This window comes from Pseudomonas sp. R45(2017) (assembly GCF_002112305.1).
GTDB lineage: Bacteria > Pseudomonadota > Gammaproteobacteria > Pseudomonadales > Pseudomonadaceae > Aquipseudomonas > Aquipseudomonas paraglycinae.
Map to the genome: position 1 here is coordinate 339,315 of NZ_NEHH01000004.1, position 23,215 is coordinate 362,529.

Annotated in this window: 18 protein-coding genes; 12 read left to right on the forward strand and 6 right to left on the reverse strand. The window is 61.0% G+C overall.

Features of this window, described 5'->3' with window-relative positions:
- The first annotated feature begins 214 nt into the window (after positions 1 to 214).
- Entirely contained in the window at positions 215 to 532 is a 318-nt protein-coding gene (locus CAF74_RS11645; RefSeq protein ID WP_085746453.1) for a hypothetical protein, read from the forward strand.
- A gap of 292 nt (positions 533 to 824) precedes the next feature.
- Here the strand turns inward: CAF74_RS11645 and CAF74_RS11650 are convergent, their stop codons facing one another.
- The gene (locus CAF74_RS11650) at positions 825 to 1,238 is read right to left on the reverse strand and encodes a hypothetical protein (RefSeq protein ID WP_085746454.1); all 414 of its coding nucleotides are present in this window, start codon (positions 1,236 to 1,238) and stop codon (positions 825 to 827) included.
- 122 nt (positions 1,239 to 1,360) lie between these two features.
- Between CAF74_RS11650 and CAF74_RS11655 the strand changes: the two genes are divergently transcribed.
- Entirely contained in the window at positions 1,361 to 2,200 is an 840-nt protein-coding gene (locus tag CAF74_RS11655; RefSeq protein ID WP_085746455.1) for a 23S rRNA (adenine(2030)-N(6))-methyltransferase RlmJ, read from the forward strand.
- A 51-nt stretch (positions 2,201 to 2,251) separates the two neighbouring features.
- Here CAF74_RS11655 and msrA read toward each other — a convergent pair whose 3' ends face one another.
- The 5 genes from msrA to aceE form a co-directional block, all read right to left on the reverse strand.
- Positions 2,252 to 2,917 (reverse strand): peptide-methionine (S)-S-oxide reductase MsrA, encoded by a 666-nt coding sequence (msrA, locus tag CAF74_RS11660; protein WP_074689601.1) that lies wholly within the window; start codon positions 2,915 to 2,917, stop codon positions 2,252 to 2,254.
- Positions 2,918 to 3,022: 105 nt separating this feature from the next.
- Complete coding sequence (locus CAF74_RS11665; RefSeq protein ID WP_085746456.1) at positions 3,023 to 5,719, reverse strand: bifunctional diguanylate cyclase/phosphodiesterase; 2,697 nt, start codon at positions 5,717 to 5,719, stop codon at positions 3,023 to 3,025.
- Between the two features lie 239 nt (positions 5,720 to 5,958).
- Entirely contained in the window at positions 5,959 to 7,356 is a 1,398-nt protein-coding gene (locus CAF74_RS11670) for an alkaline phosphatase D family protein (RefSeq protein ID WP_085746457.1), read from the reverse strand.
- Between the two features lie 278 nt (positions 7,357 to 7,634).
- Entirely contained in the window at positions 7,635 to 9,608 is a 1,974-nt protein-coding gene (gene aceF / locus CAF74_RS11675; protein WP_085746458.1) for a dihydrolipoyllysine-residue acetyltransferase, read from the reverse strand.
- Between the two features lie 11 nt (positions 9,609 to 9,619).
- The gene (aceE, locus tag CAF74_RS11680; protein WP_011332129.1) at positions 9,620 to 12,265 is read right to left on the reverse strand and encodes a pyruvate dehydrogenase (acetyl-transferring), homodimeric type; all 2,646 of its coding nucleotides are present in this window, start codon (positions 12,263 to 12,265) and stop codon (positions 9,620 to 9,622) included.
- A 262-nt stretch (positions 12,266 to 12,527) separates the two neighbouring features.
- Here aceE and CAF74_RS29385 point away from each other — a divergent pair, with 262 nt between their 5' ends.
- From CAF74_RS29385 to CAF74_RS11725, 10 genes are all read left to right on the forward strand, one after another.
- On the forward strand, positions 12,528 to 12,653 hold the full coding sequence (locus CAF74_RS29385) for a hypothetical protein (protein WP_255261909.1): 126 nt from the start codon (positions 12,528 to 12,530) through the stop codon (positions 12,651 to 12,653).
- Positions 12,650 to 15,589: a bifunctional [glutamate--ammonia ligase]-adenylyl-L-tyrosine phosphorylase/[glutamate--ammonia-ligase] adenylyltransferase gene (gene glnE / locus CAF74_RS11685; protein ID WP_085746459.1), complete on the forward strand. Its 2,940-nt coding sequence runs from the start codon at positions 12,650 to 12,652 to the stop codon at positions 15,587 to 15,589. Before CAF74_RS29385 ends, glnE begins: the two co-directional genes overlap by 4 nt.
- A gap of 50 nt (positions 15,590 to 15,639) precedes the next feature.
- On the forward strand, positions 15,640 to 16,674 hold the full coding sequence (gene waaF / locus CAF74_RS11690; RefSeq protein ID WP_039766536.1) for a lipopolysaccharide heptosyltransferase II: 1,035 nt from the start codon (positions 15,640 to 15,642) through the stop codon (positions 16,672 to 16,674).
- Between the two features lies 1 nt (position 16,675).
- Positions 16,676 to 17,737: a lipopolysaccharide heptosyltransferase I gene (gene waaC / locus CAF74_RS11695; protein ID WP_085746460.1), complete on the forward strand. Its 1,062-nt coding sequence runs from the start codon at positions 16,676 to 16,678 to the stop codon at positions 17,735 to 17,737.
- On the forward strand, positions 17,737 to 18,858 hold the full coding sequence (locus CAF74_RS11700; protein WP_085746461.1) for a glycosyltransferase family 4 protein: 1,122 nt from the start codon (positions 17,737 to 17,739) through the stop codon (positions 18,856 to 18,858). The genes waaC and CAF74_RS11700 overlap by 1 nt, the downstream gene beginning before the upstream one ends.
- A complete protein-coding gene (gene rfaP / locus CAF74_RS11705; protein WP_085746462.1) occupies positions 18,859 to 19,665 on the forward strand; it encodes a lipopolysaccharide core heptose(I) kinase RfaP in 807 nt (268 codons plus the stop codon).
- Positions 19,665 to 20,399, forward strand: a complete 735-nt coding sequence (locus CAF74_RS11710) for a lipopolysaccharide kinase InaA family protein (RefSeq protein ID WP_085746463.1) — start codon at positions 19,665 to 19,667, stop codon at positions 20,397 to 20,399. Before rfaP ends, CAF74_RS11710 begins: the two co-directional genes overlap by 1 nt.
- Positions 20,396 to 21,148: a lipopolysaccharide kinase InaA family protein gene (locus CAF74_RS11715; RefSeq protein ID WP_085746464.1), complete on the forward strand. Its 753-nt coding sequence runs from the start codon at positions 20,396 to 20,398 to the stop codon at positions 21,146 to 21,148. Before CAF74_RS11710 ends, CAF74_RS11715 begins: the two co-directional genes overlap by 4 nt.
- Positions 21,148 to 22,599, forward strand: coding sequence for a lipopolysaccharide kinase InaA family protein (locus CAF74_RS11720; RefSeq protein WP_085746465.1), 1,452 nt, complete (start codon positions 21,148 to 21,150; stop codon positions 22,597 to 22,599). The genes CAF74_RS11715 and CAF74_RS11720 overlap by 1 nt, the downstream gene beginning before the upstream one ends.
- A 159-nt stretch (positions 22,600 to 22,758) precedes the next feature.
- Positions 22,759 to 23,094, forward strand: a complete 336-nt coding sequence (locus tag CAF74_RS11725) for a YceK/YidQ family lipoprotein (RefSeq protein ID WP_085746466.1) — start codon at positions 22,759 to 22,761, stop codon at positions 23,092 to 23,094.
- Positions 23,095 to 23,215 lie beyond the last annotated feature (121 nt).

Sequence of the window (23,215 nt, forward strand, 5' to 3'; positions counted from 1 at the left end):
CGTAGGAGCCCTGATTCCAGAGCAGTGCATAAGCGTCGTTGCCCGATTTGCGGCAGTCTTCGCACGACCGTAAGATCTTTTGCGGCGGTTATGCGCGGGCACGCTTCGGCGTGGCTGAGTGCTCTGGTCTCAGTCCTCCTACCCCGCGCATGGCTGCCACCCAATCCGTAGGAGGGGAACGGTGGAAGCTCACTTCACTACCAGAGGTTCAAAAATGAGCAAACTTCATCCCGATCCACCCTACGAACCATTCATCCCTCACCCCAACAACCGCCTCATGGCGCTGACCAGCAACTGCAACGACATGCCCACCCTGTTCATCGACACCCACGCCCCGCTCGACATCCTGATGGACGCCGCCAACTACCGCATTCGCGCTGTAATCCAGGTCCTGGAAAACATGTGCATGCGCGGCTCGGTCGAGTGCGACTCGGCCATCCTCAGTGACTTCGCCCAGCTCTGCGTGATTCCGTTGCGTGATGGCTGTGATGTGTTGGATGTGATTGGCCGCAGGTTGCGTGACCGGCCTTAGATCCCCAACCCCTCACCCTAGCCCTCTCCCAAGGGGTAGAGGGGACCGACCGAGTTGTTTGGGTCATGTACGTCGACCTGCGACTTCGGTGGTGAACTTCGCTTGGCCAAGCTGAGGTCGCGGTGATTTTTCAGGTCGATGCAAACCGAAAGATCACCTCGGTCAGTCCCCTCTCCCTCCGGGAGAGGGCTAGGGTGAGGGGGCTCTCACGGATGTACCCGACAGCTAGACTGCCCACTCACCCCTTTCCAACATCCGTTTTGGAAAGATCATTTAGTCAGGCGAGAAGATTTCAGTTTTGCAGATACCGATCCTGCGACTTGATGAAAGCGTCAAATTCCGGGGAGTTATAAATTTCCAGACAAGAATAGAAAACTATATTTTTACCAGTCTGTTTGCTGGTCGATGATTTTTTGAGGTATGCGTCTGCCATGTATTTCTCTGTCTCGGCATACGGATCATGCGTGACCTCCAGCGTGTCCTCATTCTGAACAATGGTGTGCAGGCCTTTGCCCATGAGCGAGTAGGCTCCGGCGGACAGTCCGATGTCTTTTTCCAGTGCAGATTGTTCTTTGAATGGCGCCAGGATGCAGTAGCTCAAACCGTAGTTCTTCAGATTCTGGCGTGCCTGTTCGGTGTGTTCTTCGCCAGCGAAGGCGTGTAATGAGCCCGGCAGGCAAAGGAGGGCAATGATCCGGCAATACATGATTTTCAGACTTCCTGTCAGGTGGTTGCGGCCAGTGTAGCGCCGGGAACGCCCACTCAGCCCCCAACCCCTGACTTGCCGCCCGGTAAAAGGTAAACTTCACGGCCCTCGCAGGAGCAGCCATGAATTATCGTCACGCCTTCCATGCCGGCAATCACGCCGATGTGTTCAAACACCTGACTTTGACCCGCCTCATCGCCCTGATGTCGCGCAAGGAGCAGCCGTTTGCCTATCTCGACAGCCACGCCGGCATCGGTCTGTATGACCTGCAGGGTGATCAGGCCAACCGTACCGGCGAGTACCTGGAAGGCATCGCGCGGTTGTGGGATCAGCCGGATCTGCCGGCGCTGACCGCCGACTATATGAAGGTGCTGCACGAGATGAACCCGGACGGTCAGTTGCGTTATTACCCGGGTTCGCCGGAGCTGGCACGGCGTCTGACCCGACCGCAGGACCGGGTGATGCTCAACGAGAAGCACCCTGAAGACGGCGTGCAGCTCAAGGAGAACATGGCCGGCGATCGTCGGGTGAAGGTGCATCTGGGCGAGGGCTGGCATGTCGCCCGCGCCATGTTGCCGGTGCAGGAGAAACGCGCGGTGATGCTGATTGATCCGCCGTTCGAACAGCTCGATGAAATGCAGCGTTGTGCGGCGTCGATGAAAGAGGCCATTGGCCGGATGCGCCAGACCGTGGCTGCGATCTGGTATCCGGTGAAGGATCAGCGTGCGCTGCGTCGTTTCTATCAGGATCTGGCCGGCACCGGTGCGCCGAAACTGCTGCGGGTCGAGCTGCTCGTGCATCCACTGGACACGCCGAACAGCCTGAACGGCTCTGGCCTGGCGATTGCCAATCCGCCGTGGGGGCTGGAGGAAGAATTGCGTGAGCTACTGCCGTGGCTGTCCAAAAAGCTTGGGCAAACCCAGGGTGGGTGGCAGATGGATTGGTTGATCGCCGAGAGCTGATCACTGACCGATCGTTCCCACGCGGAGCGTGGGAACGATCAGTGGTCGCGGTCAGTTCCCCGCCAGACTCGGCGGCATGCAAACGCCCGTGCCGCCAATCCCGCAATAGCCTTCCGGGTTTTTCGCCAGATACTGCTGGTGATAGGCCTCGGCGAAGTAAACGGTCGGCGCCTGTTCAATCTCGGTGCTGATTTCACCCAGACCCGCCTTCGACAGTTCGGCCTGATAAACAGCTTTGCTCTTCAACGCTGCCTCCAGTTGCTCCGGATGGGTCGCGTAGATCACCGAACGGTACTGGGTGCCGATGTCATTGCCCTGGCGCATGCCCTGCGTCGGGTTGTGCAATTCCCAGAACATCGCCAGCAGCTCTTCGTAGCTGACCTTGGCCTTGTCGAACACCACCAGCACCACTTCGGCGTGGCCGGTCAGGCCCGAGCAGACTTCTTCGTAGGTCGGGTTCGGCGTGTAACCGCCGGCGTAACCGACCACGGTGCTGACCACGCCTTCACGCTGCCAGAAGCGGCGCTCGGCACCCCAGAAGCAGCCCAGGCCGAAAATCGCGAAGTCGACGTCCTGAAAGAACGGGCCCAGCAACGGCGTTTCGGTGAAAACAAAGTGTTTTTCAGGCAGGGCCATCGGGGTTTCGCGGCCAGGCAGAGCTTGTTCTTTAGTCGGTAGCACGTTTTTGTTCACCAGAATTTCCGAGCGCAGAACCATGATCGTTCCTCTCAGTCAGGATGGGATGTAAAAAGTCTGACCGCCAGTGTGCCCAATGATGCCCCGTTAATCACTAGGCAAAATGTGCGGGTACTGTCTTGGGATTTACAGGCAGAGCGGGCCGCGCGGGTAGCGCTTGAGCGCCTGGATCAGCTCGGCGCCCGGAATCGGCCGGTCGAACAGGTAGCCCTGGCCGACGTCGCAGCGGTGGCGACGCAGGAACGCCAGTTGCTCGGCGGTCTCGATGCCTTCGGCGACGACCTTGAGTTTCAGGTTGTGGGCCATGGCGATCACGGCGGAGGTGATTTCCATGTCGTCCTGGTTGTCCGGGATCTCATGGATGAAGCTGCGATCGATCTTGATGATGTCGATCGGGAATTTTTTCAGGTAGCTGAGCGACGAGTAACCGGTGCCGAAGTCGTCCATCGCCAGGGTCAGGCCCAGGCGCTTGAGCTGGTCGAGCTGCAAGTGGGTGTCTTCGGTCGCTTCCAGCAGCAGGCCTTCGGTCAGTTCCAGTTCCAGCAGATTGGCCGGCAGCGCTTCCTCCTTGAGGATGTTGGCGATCGAGGCCACCAGGTCCGGGTCGGAGAACTGCTTGGGCGACAGGTTGATCGCCACCTGCAGATTGCCCATGCCGGCGGCGGTCAGCGCCTTGCTCATGCGGCAGGCCTGGCGGGCGATCCATTTGCCGATCGGAATGATCAGGCCGGTTTCCTCGGCGACGCTGATGAACTGGTCCGGGCGGATCATGCCGCGTTCCGGGTGGTTCCAGCGCAGCAGCGCTTCCATGCCCAGCAGACGACCGCTGCGCAGGCACAGCTTCGGCTGATAGAACACGTCCAGCTCGTTCTGGGTCAGGGCCCGGCGCAGGTTGTTCTCGACGAACAGTTTGTAGCTGGCCTCGGCGTTCAGTGCTTCAGTGAACACCTGGACCTGATGTTTGCCGTTGGCCTTGGCCTTGTGCAGAGCGAGGCCGGCGTTGCGCATCAGGGTCTGCGGGTCGCGACCGTGCAGCGGCGCGCAGGCCAGGCCCACGGAGCCGGTGACGCTGATCAACTGGTTGTCGACGAACATCGGTTTATCCAGAGTCGCCAGCAATTGGTTGGCGATCTGCTGCCCGGTGGCAAGGTCTGTGTCGTCGAGCAACACTGCGAACTCGTTACTGGCGAACCGCGCCAGACTGCCGCTCGGGCTCAGGCTGTTACGCAGGCGCCGGGCCAGGCTGATCAACAGTTTGTCGCCGGTCTGGTGGCCGAGGCTGTCGTTGATCCGCTTGAAGTTGTCGATGTCCACCAGCAGCAGGCTGATCGGGGTATCGCTATCCCGGGCGAAGCGTTCATCCAGATTGCGGATAAATGCAGGCCGGTTGCCGAGGTTGGTCAGGTTGTCGGTGTAGGCCAGGCGCTCGATGCGCTGCTGCGCCAGTTTGGTCTGGGTGATGTCTTCGTAGATGCCGATGTAGTGCGTCAGCTCACGGTTGTCGCCGTAGACCTTGGAGATCGACAACTGGCCCCAGTAGGGTTCGAGGTTCTTGCGGCGGCTCTTGAATTCGCCCTGCCAACTGTTGCTCTTGGCCAGTGCCGACGGCGCGTCGAACAGCAGCTCGCTGAGGTTTTCCAGGGCCGGCAGCTCCGACAGGCGCTGGCCGTGGACTTCCTCGGTGGTGTACTGGGTGATCGCGGTGAAGCTCGGGTTGACGTACTCGACCACGCCGTCGCAGTTGACCAGCAAAAAGGCGTTGGCGCTTTGCTCGACCGCACGCTGGAACAGGTGCAGCGCGCTGGTGGCGGTGCGGCGGTTGTGATTGTTGATGACCTGGGCGAACTGGTCGGCCAGTTCACCGGCAAAAGCGATTTCGTCGGACTGCCAGGCGCGGGTGACGCCGGTCTGCTCCAGGCACAGCACGCCGACCACTTGGCCGTCGACGCGGATGCTGGCGTCGAGCATGGCGTTGACGTCACGCGGGCGCAGGGCTTCGGCCATTTCCCGGGTACGCGGGTCGCGCATCGCGTTGTGCGCGTCGATGGCGCGGCTGCCGTGCAACGCGTCCATGTAATCGGGGAAGCCGCTGACGTCGATGACCTCCGGCAGGATGTATTCCTGGGTGGCGCGGTGGTACGCCGAGATCGGCACCAGCTTCTGGCCTTCAAGGTTCCACAGACTGGCGCAGTCGATTTCGTAGATATCGCAGGCGCAGCGGGTAATCAGTTCGGCGGCTTCTTGCAGGGAGTTCTGGCTGCTGTAACGCTGGCGGGCCAGCAGCAGGATCAGGTCCTGCTGGGCGCGCACCCGCTCCAGATGTTGCAGCTGTTCCTGCTGGGCACGCTGGTTGAGTTCAAGGGCGATTTGCAGGCGTGAATTCTGGGTTTCCAGGTCGACGGACGGCAGCGCTGGTGCTTCGTCGAACACATTGTCGACCGCCAGCAGGTAACCACGCAGCAAGTGGCGGTTGTGCTGTCTGTAGGCTTCGCCGAGTTCGAGAATGCTCAGCGCGCCGGCGGCGGTGTGCAGGGTGTAGCGCACCAGATAATGCGGGCTGTCGCCGAGTTGCTGCTGGATCGCATCGTGCAGTTGATAGCGCGCTTCGGGCTCCATCAGGCTGGCGTAGGGCGAGCCGACCAGGGCGCAGAGTTCAACGGCGGGCTGGCCGAACTGGCGTTCGCAGTTGGGATCGAGAAACAGCATCGCCCAGCTGGCTTCATTCAGGCGCTCGAAACGCAGCATGCCGAGCCGCGAGGGCACAGGCAACTGCGTCACTACCTCGGCCACCATACGGCTGGCGGCATCGGGTTGGCTCTTCATGAAGGGAACTCGCTTGGAAATTTGCTGAACGCGCCGGGCTCTCGCCCTCTTTACTGTTGCCTGCGGCAAGGTTGCATCATTGCGGCACCGACTGACAAGAGACATGAAGGCCAAGTGCTATAAGAATATGTCGGCTGCAGTGAACATTTCTCCAGCACTTGCCGGAAACTAATGCTATTAAGCGCGGAGATGGCCGTTCCAGAGCCTTCGGCCATCCGGAACGGTCGTGCCGCTGGATTTCATCGCAGCGGAATATCGATGGATTGCAGGTGCCTGCCATCCCGGTCGTGATAGTTGACCTGGATCCGTCCGGCCTCGACCACCATGTGCGCAAAGTTGTCCTGGCTGATGACTTGGCTGGTCAGTTCGTGCCGGTATTCGCCTGCCTCGGTCTGCGCCAGCGGCTGGTCGAGCATGAAGGTCGCGGCGGTGGCGTAGGGCAGCAATTTGCTGTTGCTCAGCGGCGAAGATACGACGGTGTGTACCTCGAAGTCCGGGTCTTCGCTGTGGCTCAGGCGACTGGTCAGCGAGCCATGCACATCGCCGGAAATGAACACGACGTTCCTGAGCCGATGCCAGCGGATGGTTTCCAGCAGGCGCAGGCGCTGTTCGGGGAAGCCTGCCCAGGCATCATCGCCGTTCATTTTGCGGTCGGGGTAGAACATGACACTGGTGACCACGAACTTGACCCTCGCCGGACTCTTCACCAGCCAATTGCACAAGGCTTGTTCCTGTTCTTCATCGAGGATGCGGCGGTTCTCGGCCGACAAGTTGCGGCGAGTTCGACTGTCCGTTACAAACCATTCGATATCGCCGTCGCTGAATTGATACCAGTAGTGTTTCAGTGAAGTACGGTCGATTGTGCCGTTAGTTGTTGCGGAGTAAGCCGGGCTATGACTGACTTGATAGAGTTCGTAAGCCTTCATCGCATTGCTGAACAGTATTTCATCGGACTCGTTGGCGTTCATTGGCCAGTTATCTTCTATTTCATGATCATCTAGAATCATGTAAGTCGAAGTCTCCGACATCAGTCGTCGAATATTGGGCAGGGAAAACGCCGTACGATACTTTGCGATGAACTCTTCATAGTCGCGATCCGGTGCGAACAGGTTCAAATCATCAGCGTAGATTTGATCGCCACACATCATGATGGCGCTGATCGCCGGTTGTGCGCCTTCGATCAATTGACTGATCGACGCGAAAATCCGGTCGCCCAGATGCGGAAGAACCGGGATGCCGGCGGTCATGCGCAAGTAGCGGCAGGAACCGAGGATATAAGCGCGCGGCTGCAAGGGCTGATGGCTGCGGGTGCGCAGGCGATACGTTTCCCGTGGCCATTGCAGCGGTAACTCCGCCACGCTATCCACACTGTGAACGGGACTCATCGGGCTGAACCAGCCGGTCTGGTATTCGTAGTCGGTGTCGGCCTGCAAATGATCGAGCACCAGCACTTCAGTCATGTCGCGGGTTGAATCCAGTTTTACAAACTGGCCCGTCTGCCATTGTTTCGAATCCAATATCCGATAGCGAATACCGGCAAATACGGCAGCGTTATGCTGCAGTCCGCCGCGAATAAAGATCCGCACCTGATTAGTTGTCGTGTAGCCAATGATCGGGCCGACAGTAGGTTTCAGCATGTTCGAGTCCATTCGAATAAATGTTGGTGATTGATAAAGTTACCCGGCTGGTTGGTGCAACTTTGATGCGCCAAGGTTAGTTGCCTGTTGCTGAAAAATATCGACAGGAAGTGGACTCGAGTCGTGGCTTATATCAGCGCAAGTTGTGGGAAAAGTTCGGGCGACAGTTATTTCAGGCAAAAAAAAGCCCCGCCAAACTGACGGGGTTGAGGTACGAGCGTGTGGCGCTCGAAAACGTGGAGCACGATCGGCCCTCCGTTGCCGGAGGGCCGAGCGCTTTACAGCAGGATGGTGCGGATGTCCGCCAGCAGGTCGCTCAGACGCTTGGTGAAGCGTGCAGCAGCGGCGCCGTTGATCACACGGTGATCGTAGGACAGCGACAGTGGCAGCATCAGTTTCGGCTGGAAGGCTTTGCCGTCCCAGACTGGCTGGATGGTTGCCTTGGAAACACCGAGGATCGCCACTTCCGGCGCGTTGACGATTGGCGTGAAGCCGGTGCCGCCAATGTGGCCGAGGCTGGAAATGGTGAAGCAGGCGCCTTGCATCTCGTCCGACGAGAGCTTCTTGGTCCGGGCTTTTTCAGCCAGGGAAGCGGCCTCGGCGGCCAGTTGCAGCAGGCTCTTCTGGTCGACGTTCTTGATGACCGGTACGAGCAGGCCATCCGGGGTGTCGACGGCGAAGCCGATGTTCACGTATTTCTTGCGGATGATCGCCTTGCCGCTTGGTGCCAGCGAGCTGTTGAAGTCCGGCAGTTCCTTGAGCAGGTGCGCGCAGGACTTGAGCAGCAGCGGCAGGATGGTCAGCTTGACGCCGGCCTTCTCTGCGACAGCTTTCTGTGCGGTGCGGAACGCTTCCAGCTCGGTGATATCCGCCGAGTCGAATTGCGTTACGTGCGGCACGTTCAGCCAGCTGCGGTGCAGGTTGGCAGCACCGACCTGCATCAGGCGGGTCATCGGCACTTCTTCGATTTCGCCGAAACGGCTGAAGTCGACGACCGGAATCGGCGGGATGCCCGCGCCACCGGTTGCGCCAGCGGCAGCGGCCGGTGCTTCCTTGGCCTTCTGCATCATGGCTTTGACGTAAACCTGCACGTCTTCTTTCAGGATGCGACCGTGCGGACCGCTGGCGCCGACAGCGCTCAGCTCGACGCCGAATTCGCGAGCCAATTGACGCACGGCAGGGCCGGCGTGAACTTTGGCGCCTGGCTTGGCTGGCGCAGCAACCGGAGCGGCAGCAGCAGGTGCAGCGGCAGCCGGAGCAGCAGCAGCGGCCGGCGCCGGAGCGCTCGGAGCAGCAGCGGCAGCTGGAGCCGGGGCAGGAGCAGGAGCAGGAGCAGCGCCTTTGACTTTCAGCTTGAGGATCAGGTCGCCGGTGCCGACTTCATCGTCCAGCTTGATGGAAACGCTTTCCACCACGCCAGCGGCAGGCGACGGGATTTCCATGCTCGCCTTGTCGGATTCCAGGGTGATCAGCGACTGGTCGGCTTCAACGCTGTCGCCAGCCTTGACCAGCACTTCGATGATCTTGGCCTTGCCGGCCGAACCGATGTCCGGAACGTGGATGTCCTGAACGCTGTCGGCAACCGGTGCAGCTGGCGCGGCGGCCGGTGCTGGTGCAGCCGCAGCGGCCGGAGCAGCAGCCTGGGCCGGAGCGGCAGCAGCAGGGGCCGCAGCACCCGCCACTTCCAGATCCAGGATCAGGTCGCCGGTGCCGACTTCGTCGTTCAACTTGACGCTGATGGCCTTGACCACGCCAGCGGCAGGCGACGGGATTTCCATGCTCGCCTTGTCGGATTCCAGGGTGATCAGCGACTGATCAGCCTCGACGGTGTCGCCGACCTTGACCTGGATCTCGATGATCTGGGCCTTGCCCGACGAACCGATGTCCGGCACGTGCACTTGCTGAACCGAAGCGGCAGCAGGGGCAGCAGCTGGAGCAGCCGGTGCAGGAGCGGCTGCCGGTGCAGCTTCAGCCTTGGCGGCAGGCGCAGCAGCCGGAGCAGGGGCCGCAGCTGCGGCACCCTCGACTTCCAGTTCCAGCAGTTCGTCGCCTTCTTTCAGGCGATCGCCCAGCTTCACTTTCAGGCTCTTGATGACGCCGGCTTTCGGGGCCGGCACTTCCATGCTGGCCTTGTCCGATTCCAGGGTCAGGATGCTCTGGTCGGCTTCGATACGGTCGCCGACCTTCACAAACAGTTCGATTACTTCACCTTCACCGCTGCCGATGTCAGGTACGCGAATGAGTTCGCTCACAGAGTTTCTCCTCAGCAGTCCAGTGGGTTGCGTTTTTCCGGGTCGATGCCGAACTTGGTAATGGCCTCGGCCACGACTTTAGGTTCGATATCACCACGGTCAGCCAGTGCTTCCAGGGCTGCCAACACCACGAAATGACGGTCGACTTCGAAGAAATGACGCAGTTTCTTGCGGCTGTCGCTGCGGCCGAAACCGTCGGTGCCCAGGACTTTGAATTCCTTGGACGGTACCCACTGACGGATCTGCTCGGCGAACAGTTTCATGTAGTCGGTAGACGCGATGACCGGACCCTTACGGCCGCTCAGGCATTCTTCGACGTAGCTGCGCTTAGGCTTCTGGCCAGGTTTCAGACGGTTGCTGCGCTCTACGGCCAGGCCGTCGCGACGCAGTTCGTTGAAGCTGGTGACGCTCCACACATCGGCGCCGATGTTGAACTCTTCACGCAGGATCTTCGCCGCTTCACGGACTTCACGCAGGATGGTGCCGGAGCCCATCAGCTGTACGTGGTGCGCCGCGTCGCGGGTGTCTTCTTCGAGCAGGTACATGCCTTTCTTGATGCCTTCTTCGGCACCGGCCGGCATGGCTGGCTGCTGGTAGGACTCGTTCATCACGGTGATGTAATAGAAGATGTCCTGTTGCTCTTCGGTCATCTTCTTCATGCCGTCCTGAATGATCACCGCCAGCTCGTAGCCGTAGGTCGGATCGTAGGTGCGGCAGTTCGGGATGGTGGCAGCCAGCAGGTGGCTGTGACCGTCTTCGTGCTGCAGGCCTTCACCGTTCAGGGTGGTACGGCCGGCGGTGCCGCCGATCAGGAAGCCACGGGTACGGCTGTCGCCAGCGGCCCATGCCAGATCGCCGATACGCTGGAAGCCGAACATCGAGTAGAAGATGTAGAACGGCAGCATTGGCTGGTTGTGGCTGGAGTACGAAGTACCGGCCGCGATGAAGGAGCTCATGGCGCCTGCTTCGTTGATGCCTTCTTCAAGGATCTGACCTTTCTGGTCTTCCTTGTAGAACATCACCTGGTCTTTATCGACTGGCTCGTAGAGCTGGCCGACGGACGAGTAGATGCCCAGCTGACGGAACATGCCTTCCATACCGAAGGTACGGGCTTCGTCCGGGATGATCGGAACGATGCGCGGGCCGATTTCCTTGTCCTTGACCAGTTGCGCGAGGATCCGCACGAACGCCATGGTGGTGGAAATTTCACGGTCGCCGGAACCGTCGAGGATCGCCTTGAGGGTGTCCAGATCCGGAGTCGGTACGCTGAAGCTCTGTGCACGACGCTGAGGCACGAAACCGCCCAGTGCGGCACGACGCTCGGCCAGGTAACGGGCTTCGGCGCTGTTTGGCTCCGGCTTGAAGAACGGCAGGTTTTCCAGCTCTTCGTCTTTCACCGGGATGTCGAAGCGGTCGCGGAACAGCTTCAGGCTGTCGACGTCGACTTTCTTGGTGTTGTGCGCGGTGTTCTTCGCTTCGCCCGCACCGGTACCGTAACCCTTGATGGTCTTGGCCAGGATGACGGTCGGTTGTTCTTTGTGGTTGACCGCTTCGTGGTACGCCGCGTAGACCTTGTACGGGTCGTGGCCGCCACGGTTGAGTTTCCAGATCTCGTCGTCGGACAGATCAGCAACCATCGCCTTGAGTTCTGGCGTGTTGAAGAAGTGTTCACGAACGAACGCGCCGTCTTTGGCTTTGTAGTTCTGGTACTCGCCGTCGATGACTTCGTCCATGCGACGTTGCAGGATGCCGTCGACGTCTTTTGCCAGCAGTGGATCCCAGAAACGGCCCCAGATAACTTTGGTCACGTTCCACTGAGCACCGCGGAACACGCCTTCGAGTTCCTGGATGATCTTGCCGTTGCCGCGAACCGGGCCGTCGAGGCGCTGCAGGTTGCAGTTGATGACGAAGATCAGGTTGTCCAGCTTCTCGCGGCCGGCCAGGGAAATGGCGCCCAGGGATTCCGGTTCGTCGCACTCGCCGTCGCCCAGGAAGCACCAGACTTTCTGTTTGCCCGGCTGGATGAAACCGCGGTGTTCCAGGTACTTCATGAAGCGAGCCTGGTAGATCGCCTGGATCGGGCCCAGACCCATCGAAACGGTCGGGAACTGCCAGAAGTCAGGCATCAGCCAAGGGTGCGGGTAGGACGACAGGCCCTGACCGTCGACTTCCTGGCGGAAGTTGTTCATCTGGTCTTCGGTGATGCGGCCTTCCATGAATGCACGGGCGTAAACGCCTGGCGAGGTGTGGCCCTGGAAGTAGATCAGGTCGCCGCCGTGTTCGTCGGTCGGGGCCTGGAAGAAGTAGTTGAAGCCGATATCGTAAAGGGTCGCACTGGAAGCGAAGCTGGAGATGTGACCACCCAGGTCAGAATCTTTCAGGTTCGTACGCATTACCATGGCCATCGCGTTCCAGCGTACCAGCGAGCGAATGCGGCGTTCCATGAACAGGTCGCCAGGCATGCGTGCTTCGTGGGTAACGGGGATCGTGTTGCGGTAAGGCGTGGTGATGGCGTAAGGGAGCTGCGAACCGCTGCGGGTCGCCAGTTCACCCATACGGGTCATCAGATAGTGAGCACGGTCTTCGCCTTCTTTGTCGAGAACCGATTCCAGGGCGTCCAGCCATTCCTGGGTTTCGACGGGATCGAGGTCTTGCATGGCTTGCTCCAGGGCGGAAAGGCTTCCAGAATCGGTTGCCTGAGTTTGCGACTGGCCTTGTGGGCAGACGATTTAAAATTCTTGGATTGCCGACAGGTTGTTCCGGCGGCGTGTAGTTTTACTACAAATCATCCGGCATTTCAGCCTTTCGAATGTATAGACGAGTAGTAAAACTACAGATGAAAGGCTTGTGGCCTCCGACTGCGTTGTGAGAATAATCGTTAAGGTTGGTCTTTAGCCATCCGAAAAAGGTGAAAGTTTGATGCTGGCTGCCAAAGAAAAAGAAATTTCAGCTATTTCTCACTTTTGTTCGACAGTCCTTCGCGTAGCGGTTTTTCAATCATCACTACAAGCGGCCATTTACACGCCGATCAAGGATAGACCATGACCCTGCCCGCGCTTGCCGAACTGCCCGCCATTCTCTTGCCGTTGGTCAGCCGATCGGAGCAGTCGTTCCGTGCGGCCGTCGCCGGACTTGAAGATGATCTTGGCTTCTCCACCTGGACGCCGGAACGCTGGGCGCAGTTCGCCCGCGTCAGCGCCGCCAGCGATTTCGTCATTGAACAGAGCGTTCGTGACCCTTTGATGTTGTTGTCGCTGGTGCAGTCCGGTGAGCTGGACCGGCCGTTCGCCAAAGGTGAGTTGTGCGCGCAGATCGCCGCCGCCGTCAGCCTCGCCCAGACCGAAGATGAACTGGGCCGAGCCCTGCGTCGCCAGCGCACCCGGCATCAGGTGCGGATCATCTGGCGCGACCTCAACCGCCAGGCCGATCTGGTGCAGACCTGCCGCGATCTCTCGGACATGGCCGACGCCAGCATCGATCAGGCCTATCAATGGTTGTACCGCCGCCATTGCGACCAGTTCGGCACACCGACCGGCCGGCGCAGCGGCGAACCGCAGCAGATGGTCATCCTCGGCATGGGCAAGCTCGGCGCGGTCGAGCTGAACCTGTCTTCGGACATCGACCTGATCTTCGCTTACCCCGAGGGCGGCGAAACCGTCGGCGTGAAGCGCCCGCTGGACAACCAGGAATTTTTCATCCGCCTCGGCCAGCGTCTGATCAAGGCACTCGACCCGATCACCGTCGACGGTTTTGTATTCCGCGTCGACATGCGCCTGCGCCCGTACGGCTCGTCCGGCGCGCTGGTGCTGAGCTTCAATGCGCTGGAGCAGTATTACCAGGATCAGGGCCGCGACTGGGAACGCTACGCGATGATCAAGTCGCGGGTGGTGGCCGGCGATCAGGTGGCGGGCGAGCAGTTGCAGGAAATGCTGCGACCGTTCGTTTACCGGCGCTATCTGGACTTCTCGGCGATCGAAGCGCTGCGCACCATGAAGCAACTGATCCAGCAGGAAGTGCGGCGCAAGGGCATGGCCGACAACATCAAGCTGGGCTCCGGCGGTATCCGCGAAGTCGAGTTCATCGCCCAGGCCTTTCAACTGATTCACGGCGGCCGCGACCTGAGTCTGCAGCAGCGCCCTCTATTAAAGGTGTTGAGCACGCTTGAAGGGCAGGGCTATCTGCCGCCAGCGGTGATCAGCGAACTGCGAGAAGGTTACGAATTCCTGCGTTACACCGAACACGCGATCCAGGCGATTGCTGACCGTCAGACCCAGATGCTGCCGGACAGCGCTCAGGATCAGGCGCGAATCGCGTTCATGCTCGGTTTCGCCGACTGGGAGGCGTTCCACGAGAAGCTGATGTTCTGGCGCGGCCGGGTGGCTTGGCACTTTGCGCAAGTGATCGCCGATCCGGATGAGGACGAAGGCGTCGAGAGCGAAGTGGTGGTCGGCGGTGAATGGCTGCCGCTGTGGGAGGAGGCTCAAGACGAAGAAGCGGCCTGTCGCCAGCTGGAGGAGGGCGGTTTCGCCGACGCGACCAAGGCCCTGAAGGCACTGGCGAGCCTGCGCGCCAGTCCGCAGTTGCGGGCGATGCAGCGTCTGGGGCGCGAGCGTCTCGATGCCTTTATTCCGCGCCTGCTCGCCCAGGCGGTGGAGCATGAAAATCCCGATCTGGTGCTCGAGCGGGTGTTGCCGCTGGTCGAAGCGGTAGCCCGGCGCTCGGCTTATTTGGTGCTGCTGACGGAAAACCCCGGCGCGCTGCGGCGTTTGCTGACGCTGTGCGCCGCCAGTCCGTGGATCGCCGAGCAGATCACCCGCTTCCCGTTGCTGCTTGATGAATTGCTCAACGAAGGCCGGCTGTTCAAGCCGCCGCTGGCGCCGGAACTGGCCGCCGAGTTGCGCGAGCGCCTGACGCGGATCCCGGAAGACGACCTCGAACAACAGATGGAAGCGCTGCGCCATTTCAAACTGGCGCACCGCTTGCGTGTTGCCGCCTCGGAAATCGCCGGCAGCCTGCCGTTGATGAAAGTCAGCGATTACCTGACCTGGCTGGCCGAAGCGATTCTTGAGCAAGTGCTGGCCCTGGCCTGGCGCCAGACCGTGGCCAAGTACGGCACGCCGCTGCGCACCGATGGCACGCTGTGCGATCCCGGCTTCATCATTGTCGGTTACGGGAAAGTCGGCGGGATCGAGTTGGGGCATGGTTCGGATCTGGATCTGGTGTTCATCCACGATGGCGATCAGCAGGCCGAAACCGATGGCCCGAAACCCATCGATGGCACGCAGTTCTTCACCCGGCTCGGCCAGCGGATCATTCACTTGCTGACGGCACAGACCAACTCCGGTCAGCTGTACGAAGTGGACATGCGCCTGCGTCCTTCCGGAGCATCCGGGCTGCTGGTCAGTTCGCTCGGCGCGTTTGCGCGCTATCAGGAAAATGAAGCCTGGACCTGGGAACATCAGGCGCTGGTGCGGGCGCGGGTGCTGGTGGGCAGCAAGGATGTCGGCCAGGCGTTCGAGAACGTCCGGGCCCAAGTGCTGGGCAAAGTGCGGGATCTGGCGAAACTGCAACAGGAAGTGAGCGAGATGCGCGCCAAGATGCGCGACAACCTCGGCAGCAAGAGCACTGCCGCCGGTACCGGGGCGAATGCCTTCGAGGCCACGGCGCCGTTCGACCTCAAGCAGGACGCCGGAGGTATCGTCGATATTGAATTTATGGTGCAATACGCGGCTCTGGCGTGGTCGCAGACCCACCCGCCGTTGCTGCGCTGGACGGACAATATCCGCATTCTGGAAGAGCTGGAGCACGAAGGGCTGATGCCGGCCGAAGACGCCAGCCTGTTGCGCGAGGCCTACAAGGCCTATCGTTCCGCCGCCCACCGGCAGGCCTTGCAGAAGGACGCCGGGGTGATACCGGGCGATCAGTTCGCAGACGAACGGCGGCAGGTGATGCGGATCTGGCGTGAGCTGGGGCTAAGCTGATTCTCGAGCGGGGAGGCGTAAAGCCTCCCCGGTTCGTTTATGGAAACCACATGAATATTCTGATCGTTGGGCCCAGTTGGGTCGGTGACATGGTGATGGCGCAGACACTGTTTCAGTGTCTCAAGCAGCGCCACCCGCAGTGCGAAATCGACGTGCTGGCCCCCGAGTGGAGCCGGCCGATCCTCGAACGCATGCCCGAAGTGCGCAAGGCCTTGAGCTTCCCGCTCGGCCACGGCGCGCTGGAGCTGGCGACCCGTCGGCGGATCGGCAAATCCCTGGCCGGCCAGTACGACCAGGCGATCCTGTTGCCGAACTCGCTGAAGTCGGCGCTGGTGCCGTTCTTCGCCGGCATCCCGAAACGCACCGGCTGGCGCGGCGAATTCCGCTACGGCCTGCTCAATGACGTGCGCACGCTGGATAAAGAACGTTATCCGCTGATGATCGAGCGTTTCATGGCGCTGGCCTACGAGCCGAACGCCGAGTTGCCGAAACCTTATCCGCGCCCGAGCCTGCAAATCGATCCGGTGACCCGCGAGGCCGCATTGGCCAAGTTCGGTCTGACCCTCGACCGCCCGGTGCTGGTGTTGTGCCCTGGCGCCGAATTCGGTGAAGCCAAACGCTGGCCGTCCGAGCATTACGCCAAGGTCGCCGAGGCGCGTATCCGCGAAGGCTGGCAGGTCTGGCTGTTCGGTTCGAAGAACGATCACGCGGTCGGCGAAGACATTCGTGCGCGGCTGATTCCGGGCCTGCGTGAAGAGTCGGTGAACCTCAGCGGCGGCACCTCGCTGGCCGAGGCCATCGACCTGATGTCCTGCGCCGACTCGGTGGTCTCCAACGATTCCGGCCTGATGCACGTGGCCGCTGCGCTGAATCGCCCGTTGGTGGCGGTCTACGGTTCGACCTCGCCGGGTTTCACCCCGCCGTTGGCCGAGCACGTGGAAATCGTCCGTCTGGGCCTCGATTGCAGCCCTTGCTTCGACCGCACCTGCCGTTTTGGCCATTACAACTGCCTGCGCCAGCTGATGCCGGACGCGGTCAACGATGCCTTGCAGCGCTTGCAGGGCTCTGTGGTCGAGGTTCATTAACTTGCGGGTATTGCTGATCAAGACTTCATCGCTGGGCGACGTGATTCACGCGTTGCCGGCGCTGACCGACGCCGCCCGGGCGATTCCCGGGATCAAGTTCGACTGGGTGGTGGAAGAAGGCTTCGCCGAGATTCCGACCTGGCACCCGGCCATAGGCAAAGTGATTCCGGTGGCGATCCGCCGCTGGCGCAAGAACATCTGGAAAACCATCACCAGCGGCGAGTGGAAACGCTTCAAGCAATCCGTTCGGGCGAACAAATATGACCTGGTGATCGACGCTCAAGGCCTGCTGAAAAGCGCCTGGCTGACCCGCTACGTCAAAGCGCCGGTGGCCGGTCTTGACAAGGGCTCGGCCCGCGAGCCGATCGCCGCGCGCTTTTATGACCGCAAACTGGCGGTGGCCCGTGGGCAGCACGCTGTCGAGCGTGTGCGCCAGTTGTTCGCTATCGCCTTGGGCTATGACTTGCCCAAAGGTCTGGGCGATTACGGCCTCAATGTCGAGCGTCTGGTCGAGTTGCCGCGCAAGAATGCCTACGTGGTGTTCCTCCACGGCACCACTTGGGACACCAAACACTGGCCGGAAGCCTACTGGCGCGAGCTGACCGAGCGGGTCGGTTACCTCGGCGTCGGGATCAAGCTGCCGTGGGGCAACCCGCTGGAGAAGGCCCGGGCCGAGCGCATCGCCGCCGGTTTCAAGCACGCCGAAGTGCTGCCGAAGCTGAACCTGGCCGGGGTCGGCAAGGTGCTCGCCGGCGCCCAGGCCTGCGTCGCGGTGGACACCGGTCTCGGCCATCTGGCTGCGGCACTGGATGTGCCGACGATTTCCCTGTTCGGCCCGACCAATCCGGGCCTGACCGGCGCCTACGGCAAGCTGCAGATTCACCTCGGCAGCGATTTCCCTTGCGCGCCGTGCCTGCAAAAGAAATGTACCTATCAACCGACCGCGCAGGATGCCCGTCAGTTTGACCTGAAACGCGAGTGGCCCCTGTGCTTCACGCGTCTGAATCCCGAGCGTGTTGCCAGCCGACTGAGCACGTTGTTGATGGCTGAGGAGCTGCGCTGATGCAATTGGCTTTTGTCCTGTACAAATATTTTCCGTTCGGCGGTTTGCAGCGCGACTTCATGCGCATCGCCCTCGAATGCCAGAAGCGCGGGCACCAGATCCGCGTCTACACCCTGATCTGGGAAGGCGACGTGCCGCCCGGTTTCGAAGTGCTGGTGGCGCCGGTCAAGGCGTTCTTCAATCACCGGCGCAACGAAAAGCTCAGCGCGTGGATGGAAGCGGACCTGGCCAGGCGCCCGGTGGATCGCCTGATCGGCTTCAACAAGATGCCGGGGCTGGACGTCTACTACGCCGCCGACGGTTGCTTCGAAGACAAGGCGCAGAACCTGCGCCATTCGCTGTATCGCCGCTGGGGCCGCTACCGCCACTTCGCCGAATACGAGCGTGCGGTGTTCGCCAAAGACGCGAAGACCGAAGTGCTGATGATTTCCGAAGTGCAGCAGCCGCTGTTCATCAAGTATTACGACACACCACTTGAGCGCTTCCACCTGCTGCCGCCTGGCATCGCCCAGGATCGCCGCCGTCCTGCGGATGCCGACCAGATTCGCGCCGGTTTCCGCGCCGAATTCAACCTCAAGGACGACGAACTGCTGCTGGTGCAGATCGGTTCCGGGTTCAAGACCAAGGGTGTCGATCGCAGCCTGAAAGCGCTGGCCGCATTGCCCGCCGAGCTGAAGAAACGCACCCGGCTGTTTGTAATCGGCCAGGATGACCCCAAATTGTTCCAGATGCAGAGTGCGACGCTGGGCCTGGGCGACAACGTGACGTTCCTCAAGGGGCGTAGCGATATCCCGCGTTTCCTGCTCGGCGCCGATCTGTTGATCCACCCGGCGTACAACGAAAACACCGGCACGGTGCTGCTTGAGGCGCTGGTCGCCGGGTTGCCGGTGCTGGTCAGCGCGGTCTGCGGTTACGCCCATTACATCGCCGAGGCGGACGCCGGGCGAGTGTTGGACGAACCGTTCGATCAGGCGCAACTGGCGCAATACCTGACTGACATGTTGAACGACGACGCTGCACGGGCGGCCTGGAGCCGCAACGGTCTGGCCTTCGCCGAGACGGCCGACCTCTACAGCATGCCGCAGCACGCGGCCGATGTGATTCTGGCGGAGCACGCTTAAATGAAGTTGATGCTGGCTGAACCGTTCAAGAGCCTGTGGGCTGGCCGCGATGCGTTCGTGGAAGTCGAAGGCTTGCAGGGCGAGGTGTACCGCGAGCTGGAAGCCCGCCGGACGTTGCGCACGGAAGTCGACGGCAATGGCTTTTTCGTCAAGATCCACCGGGGCATCGGTTGGGGCGAGATCTTCAAGAACCTGCTGACCGCCAAGCTGCCGGTGCTCGGCGCGGGTCAGGAATGGAAAGCCATCCAGCGCTTGCAGGAAGTCGGCGTGCCGACCATGACCGCCGTTGCGTACGGCGAGAAGGGCAGCAACCCGGCGGATCAGCATTCGTTCATCGTCACCGAAGAGCTGGCACCGACCATCAGTCTGGAAGACTTCAGCATCGACTGGGTCAAGCAACCGCCGCAGCCAAGACTCAAGCGGGCGCTGATCGCCGAGGTCGCGCGCATGACCGGCATGATGCACCGCGCCGGGGTCAATCACCGCGACTGCTACATCTGCCATTTCCTGCTGCACACCGACAAACCGGTCACTCCCGAAGATTTCAAACTTTCGGTGATCGACCTGCACCGTGCCCAGACTCGCCCGGCGATCACCCAGCGCTGGCGCAACAAGGATCTGGCGGCGCTGTACTTTTCCGCGCTGGATATCGGCCTGACCCGCCGCGACAAGCTGCGTTTCCTCAAAGGCTACTTCCAGCAACCGCTGCGCCAGATCCTGGCCGAAGAAGCGCCGTTGCTGAGCTGGCTCGAAGGCAAGGCCAACAAACTCTATGCGCGCAAACAGCGTTACGGGGATGCGCTCTGATGGCGGGTTGGAATCTGGAGCCTGAGTACAGTGAACTTGCGCAGCATTTCGGTAGCCTCGAAGCGGTATTTGCCCTTCAGGGCGAGCGCCTGACTCGCGATCCATTGTCCGAAGTCATTCGCGTGCAGCTCAATGGCGTCAACTATTACGTCAAGCGCTACAGCGGTGCCGGCAAGGGTCTGCGGCGTTATCTGGGCAAACCCCGGGTGAAGATGGAATGGCAGAACCTCAAGCGCTTCGCCAAGTGGGGCATTCCCACCGCTGAAGTGGTGGCGTGGGGTCTGGAGCGCAACGGCATGGCCTACGATCGCGGGGCGATGATTACCCGTGAACTGCCGCGCACCGAAGATCTGTCGGCACTGGCCGAGCGCAACGATCCCAAGCTCAAGGATCGTGCCTGGGTCGACGGCGTCAGCCGGCAACTGGCCGGTTACACGCGTGTCATGCACGACCACCGCTTCACTCATAACGATCTGAAGTGGCGCAACCTGCTGATCGACGATCAGGCGCAGCTGTTTCTGATCGATTGCCCGAACGGCGATTTCTGGCGCGGCTTCTGGCTCAAGTACCGGATCACCAAGGATCTGGCCTGTCTCGACAAGGTGGCCAAGTATCACCTGTCGAACACCCAGCGCCTGCGCTTTTACCTGCAATATCGCCGACGTGAACGGCTCAATGCCGCCGACAAGCAACGGATTCGCCACGTGGTGAGATTTTTCGAGGGACGCGAATGACTGATTTTCTGGCCGCTGAAGATCGTGCGCTGCTGGAGCGCCACGGTCTCGGCACGTTCGATGCGCTGTGGTCCAAGCAACTCGACGCCGTGGATGAGCCCAACACCGATGGCGGCGGCTGGAGCAGCGTGTTTCGTCTGGAGCTGGAAGGGCATGGCTATTACCTCAAGCGCCAGTGCAATTACCTGACTCGCACCTTGCATGCGCCATTCGGCGAGCCGACCTTCGCCCGGGAATTTCGCAATATCAGTCGTTACAACAAACTGGGCATTCCGGCGTTGCAGGCGGCGTTCTTCGGTGAGCGCAAGGTCAACGGTGAAGTCCGTGCGATCCTGCTGACCCGCGCGCTGGAGGGCTGGGACGATCTCGATTCGCTGTTGCAGCGCTGGTCGGATCTCGATGCCACGCAGCAGTCGGCGATTCTCAAGGCTTGCGGCCTGTTGGCGCGTCATCTGCACGGTATGCGTCAGGTGCACGGCTGCTTTTATCCAAAACACATTTTCCTGCGCGCCGAAAGCAATGGCTATCAGGCGCAGTTGATCGACCTGGAAAAGACCCGCCCGTTGCTGTTCGGCATGCGTGACCGGGTCAAGGATCTGGAACCGCTGCTGCGCCGTGCGCCGGAGTGGAGCGAGGCGCAATTGCGTGAGCTGCTGGCGGCGTATCTCGATCAATCGACGGAGAGTTCGCTGGTCGACAGCTGGATCACGCGGCTGACCGCGCGGCGCAGTCGCAAGGAGACCCGCTGATGCAGTTGTCCGACTTGAAAAATGCCGGGCGCACGCCGAGTCTGCCGTTGACGGTTTCGCTCGCGGATGCGGCGGGCGTTGCCGATTTGCAGTTGCTCAGTCTGCTGCGGGTGTTGCCGGGGCAGCGTTACGTCGGTGCCGGTGTGTGGCGCGGGCGTCCGGTGCTGGCCAAATTGCTGGTCGGCAACAAGGCTGCGCGGCATTTTCAGCGTGAACTGGAAGGTGTGAAACTGCTCGCCGCCCAGGGCATGACCACGCCGTTGCTGCTGGCCGATGGCTTGAGGGACGGCGAGGGCGGCTGGCTGCTGTTCGAGCTCCTCGAAGGCGCCGAAAGCCTCGGCGATGCCTGGAACAAGGTTGAATCCTTGCCGGTGCTGGCCGACGAACGATCGGCGGTGCTGGCCGAAGCGCTTGGCGCCATCGGTCAATTGCACGGCAAAGGCCTGTGGCAGGAAGACCTGCACCTGGACAACCTGCTGCGCCACGGCGGTCAGCTGTATCTGATCGATGGCGCAGGTATCTGTGCGGAAAACGCCGGCCAGCCGTTGTCCCGGCAGAAAGTGTTGGAAAACCTCGGAGTGTTCTTCGCCCAGTTGCCCAAGTCGCTCGAGCCGTTCACCGAAGAGTTGTTGGTGTATTACCTGCTGAGCAACAGCGAACACGCGCTGCCGCTGGAAGCCTTGCAAAAGCAGATCGACAAGGTGCGCGCCTGGCGCTTGAAGGATTACCTGATCAAGGTCGGTCGTGAGTGCACGCTGTTCAGCGTCAAGCGCGGCGCGTTCGGTCTGCGCTCGATTCGTCGTGAGGAAGAGCCCGCGATGTTGCCGGTGCTGGAGCAGGCCGATGCCTTGCTCGATCAGGGCCATCTGTACAAGACCGGCGGCGCGGCCAGTGTCGGCAAGGTCGAGGTTGCCGGGCGTGCGCTGGTGATCAAGCGTTACAACATCAAGAATTTTGCCCATTGGCTCAAGCGCTTCTGGCGTCCAAGCCGCGCCTGGCATTCCTGGCGCGAAGGCAATCGTCTGGCCTTCCTCGGCATCGCCACGCCAAAACCGTTGGCGGTGCTGGAAACCCGTTTTCTCTGGCTGCGCAGCAAGGCCTATCTGATCACCGAACATCTGGCCGGGCCGGACATCATCGAGCGCTTTGCGCCGTACGTTGAAAGCGGTGCGGCGCCGGAAAGCGAGTTGCAGGCGCTGGATCAGCTGTTTGCGCGGTTGATCGCCGAACGCATCAGCCATGGCGACTTCAAGGGGCATAACCTGTTCTGGCAGGAAGATCGCTGGGCGCTGATAGATCTGGATTCGATGTGTCAGCACGGCTCGTTGGGCAGCTTCGCTCCGGCCTATGCCCGGGATCGTGCGCGCTTCATGCGCAACTGGCCTGAGAGCAGCGCGCTGTATCAGGTGATTGATCAGCGGTTGCCCAAAGATGTAGCGGGCACCGCGTGATTGTTTTCGCCAGCGCGTAAGACATTTCTGCAGTTGGATCCGGGTGAGGCATGTGGCGACAAATCCTTGTGACTTGTCCTACGGCCTTCCCGGAACCCATGAACTGCCCCTCGCAAAACCCCGATGCTAGTTTGCCCCGACGTTCCCGGAGGGCAAATCTTGAGCATCAAAAACGCTATCACTATCGGCGCATTTTCCCTGGCACTGTCCGGCTGCGGCACCGCCGTTACGGTGCTGCAGGACGATGAAGACGCCACGCGCGGCCTGCGTAAACAGAAGACCTACTGTCAGTCGATTCCGCGTATCTACAGCGGACTCGCCCACGATTTCTGCCTGCTGCACGCGCCGCCCGATCCTACCGGCATTCTGGTGCCGGTTGTCCTGCTCGATCTGACCCTGTCCGGTGTGTTCGATACGGCTTTTCTGCCGTACACGATCTATCGCCAGACGGTGGACGGGAATATCAGTGTTTATTGGCGACCAGGCCGTGGATAGGCCGATGGACAAGGGTTCAGTAGGTTGAACGACATGGGGCAATTCGCACAGGGTCATTCCCGCCACGTTTACGCTATAATCCCGCCCTTTAGCTGTCTCTCGCCCGGTGCGAGGGCACATC

Coding starts and splice junctions, on each gene's coding strand:
- CAF74_RS11645 (WP_085746453.1), top strand. CDS start 215: ATGAGCAAACTTCATCCCGATCCACCCTACGAACCATTCATCCCTCAC.
- CAF74_RS11650 (WP_085746454.1), bottom strand. CDS start 1,238: ATGTATTGCCGGATCATTGCCCTCCTTTGCCTGCCGGGCTCATTACAC.
- CAF74_RS11655 (WP_085746455.1), top strand. CDS start 1,361: ATGAATTATCGTCACGCCTTCCATGCCGGCAATCACGCCGATGTGTTC.
- msrA (WP_074689601.1), bottom strand. CDS start 2,917: ATGGTTCTGCGCTCGGAAATTCTGGTGAACAAAAACGTGCTACCGACT.
- CAF74_RS11665 (WP_085746456.1), bottom strand. CDS start 5,719: ATGAAGAGCCAACCCGATGCCGCCAGCCGTATGGTGGCCGAGGTAGTG.
- CAF74_RS11670 (WP_085746457.1), bottom strand. CDS start 7,356: ATGCTGAAACCTACTGTCGGCCCGATCATTGGCTACACGACAACTAAT.
- aceE (WP_011332129.1), bottom strand. CDS start 12,265: ATGCAAGACCTCGATCCCGTCGAAACCCAGGAATGGCTGGACGCCCTG.
- CAF74_RS29385 (WP_255261909.1), top strand. CDS start 12,528: ATGCTGGCTGCCAAAGAAAAAGAAATTTCAGCTATTTCTCACTTTTGT.
- glnE (WP_085746459.1), top strand. CDS start 12,650: ATGACCCTGCCCGCGCTTGCCGAACTGCCCGCCATTCTCTTGCCGTTG.
- waaF (WP_039766536.1), top strand. CDS start 15,640: ATGAATATTCTGATCGTTGGGCCCAGTTGGGTCGGTGACATGGTGATG.
- CAF74_RS11700 (WP_085746461.1), top strand. CDS start 17,737: ATGCAATTGGCTTTTGTCCTGTACAAATATTTTCCGTTCGGCGGTTTG.
- rfaP (WP_085746462.1), top strand. CDS start 18,859: ATGAAGTTGATGCTGGCTGAACCGTTCAAGAGCCTGTGGGCTGGCCGC.
- CAF74_RS11710 (WP_085746463.1), top strand. CDS start 19,665: ATGGCGGGTTGGAATCTGGAGCCTGAGTACAGTGAACTTGCGCAGCAT.
- CAF74_RS11715 (WP_085746464.1), top strand. CDS start 20,396: ATGACTGATTTTCTGGCCGCTGAAGATCGTGCGCTGCTGGAGCGCCAC.
- CAF74_RS11720 (WP_085746465.1), top strand. CDS start 21,148: ATGCAGTTGTCCGACTTGAAAAATGCCGGGCGCACGCCGAGTCTGCCG.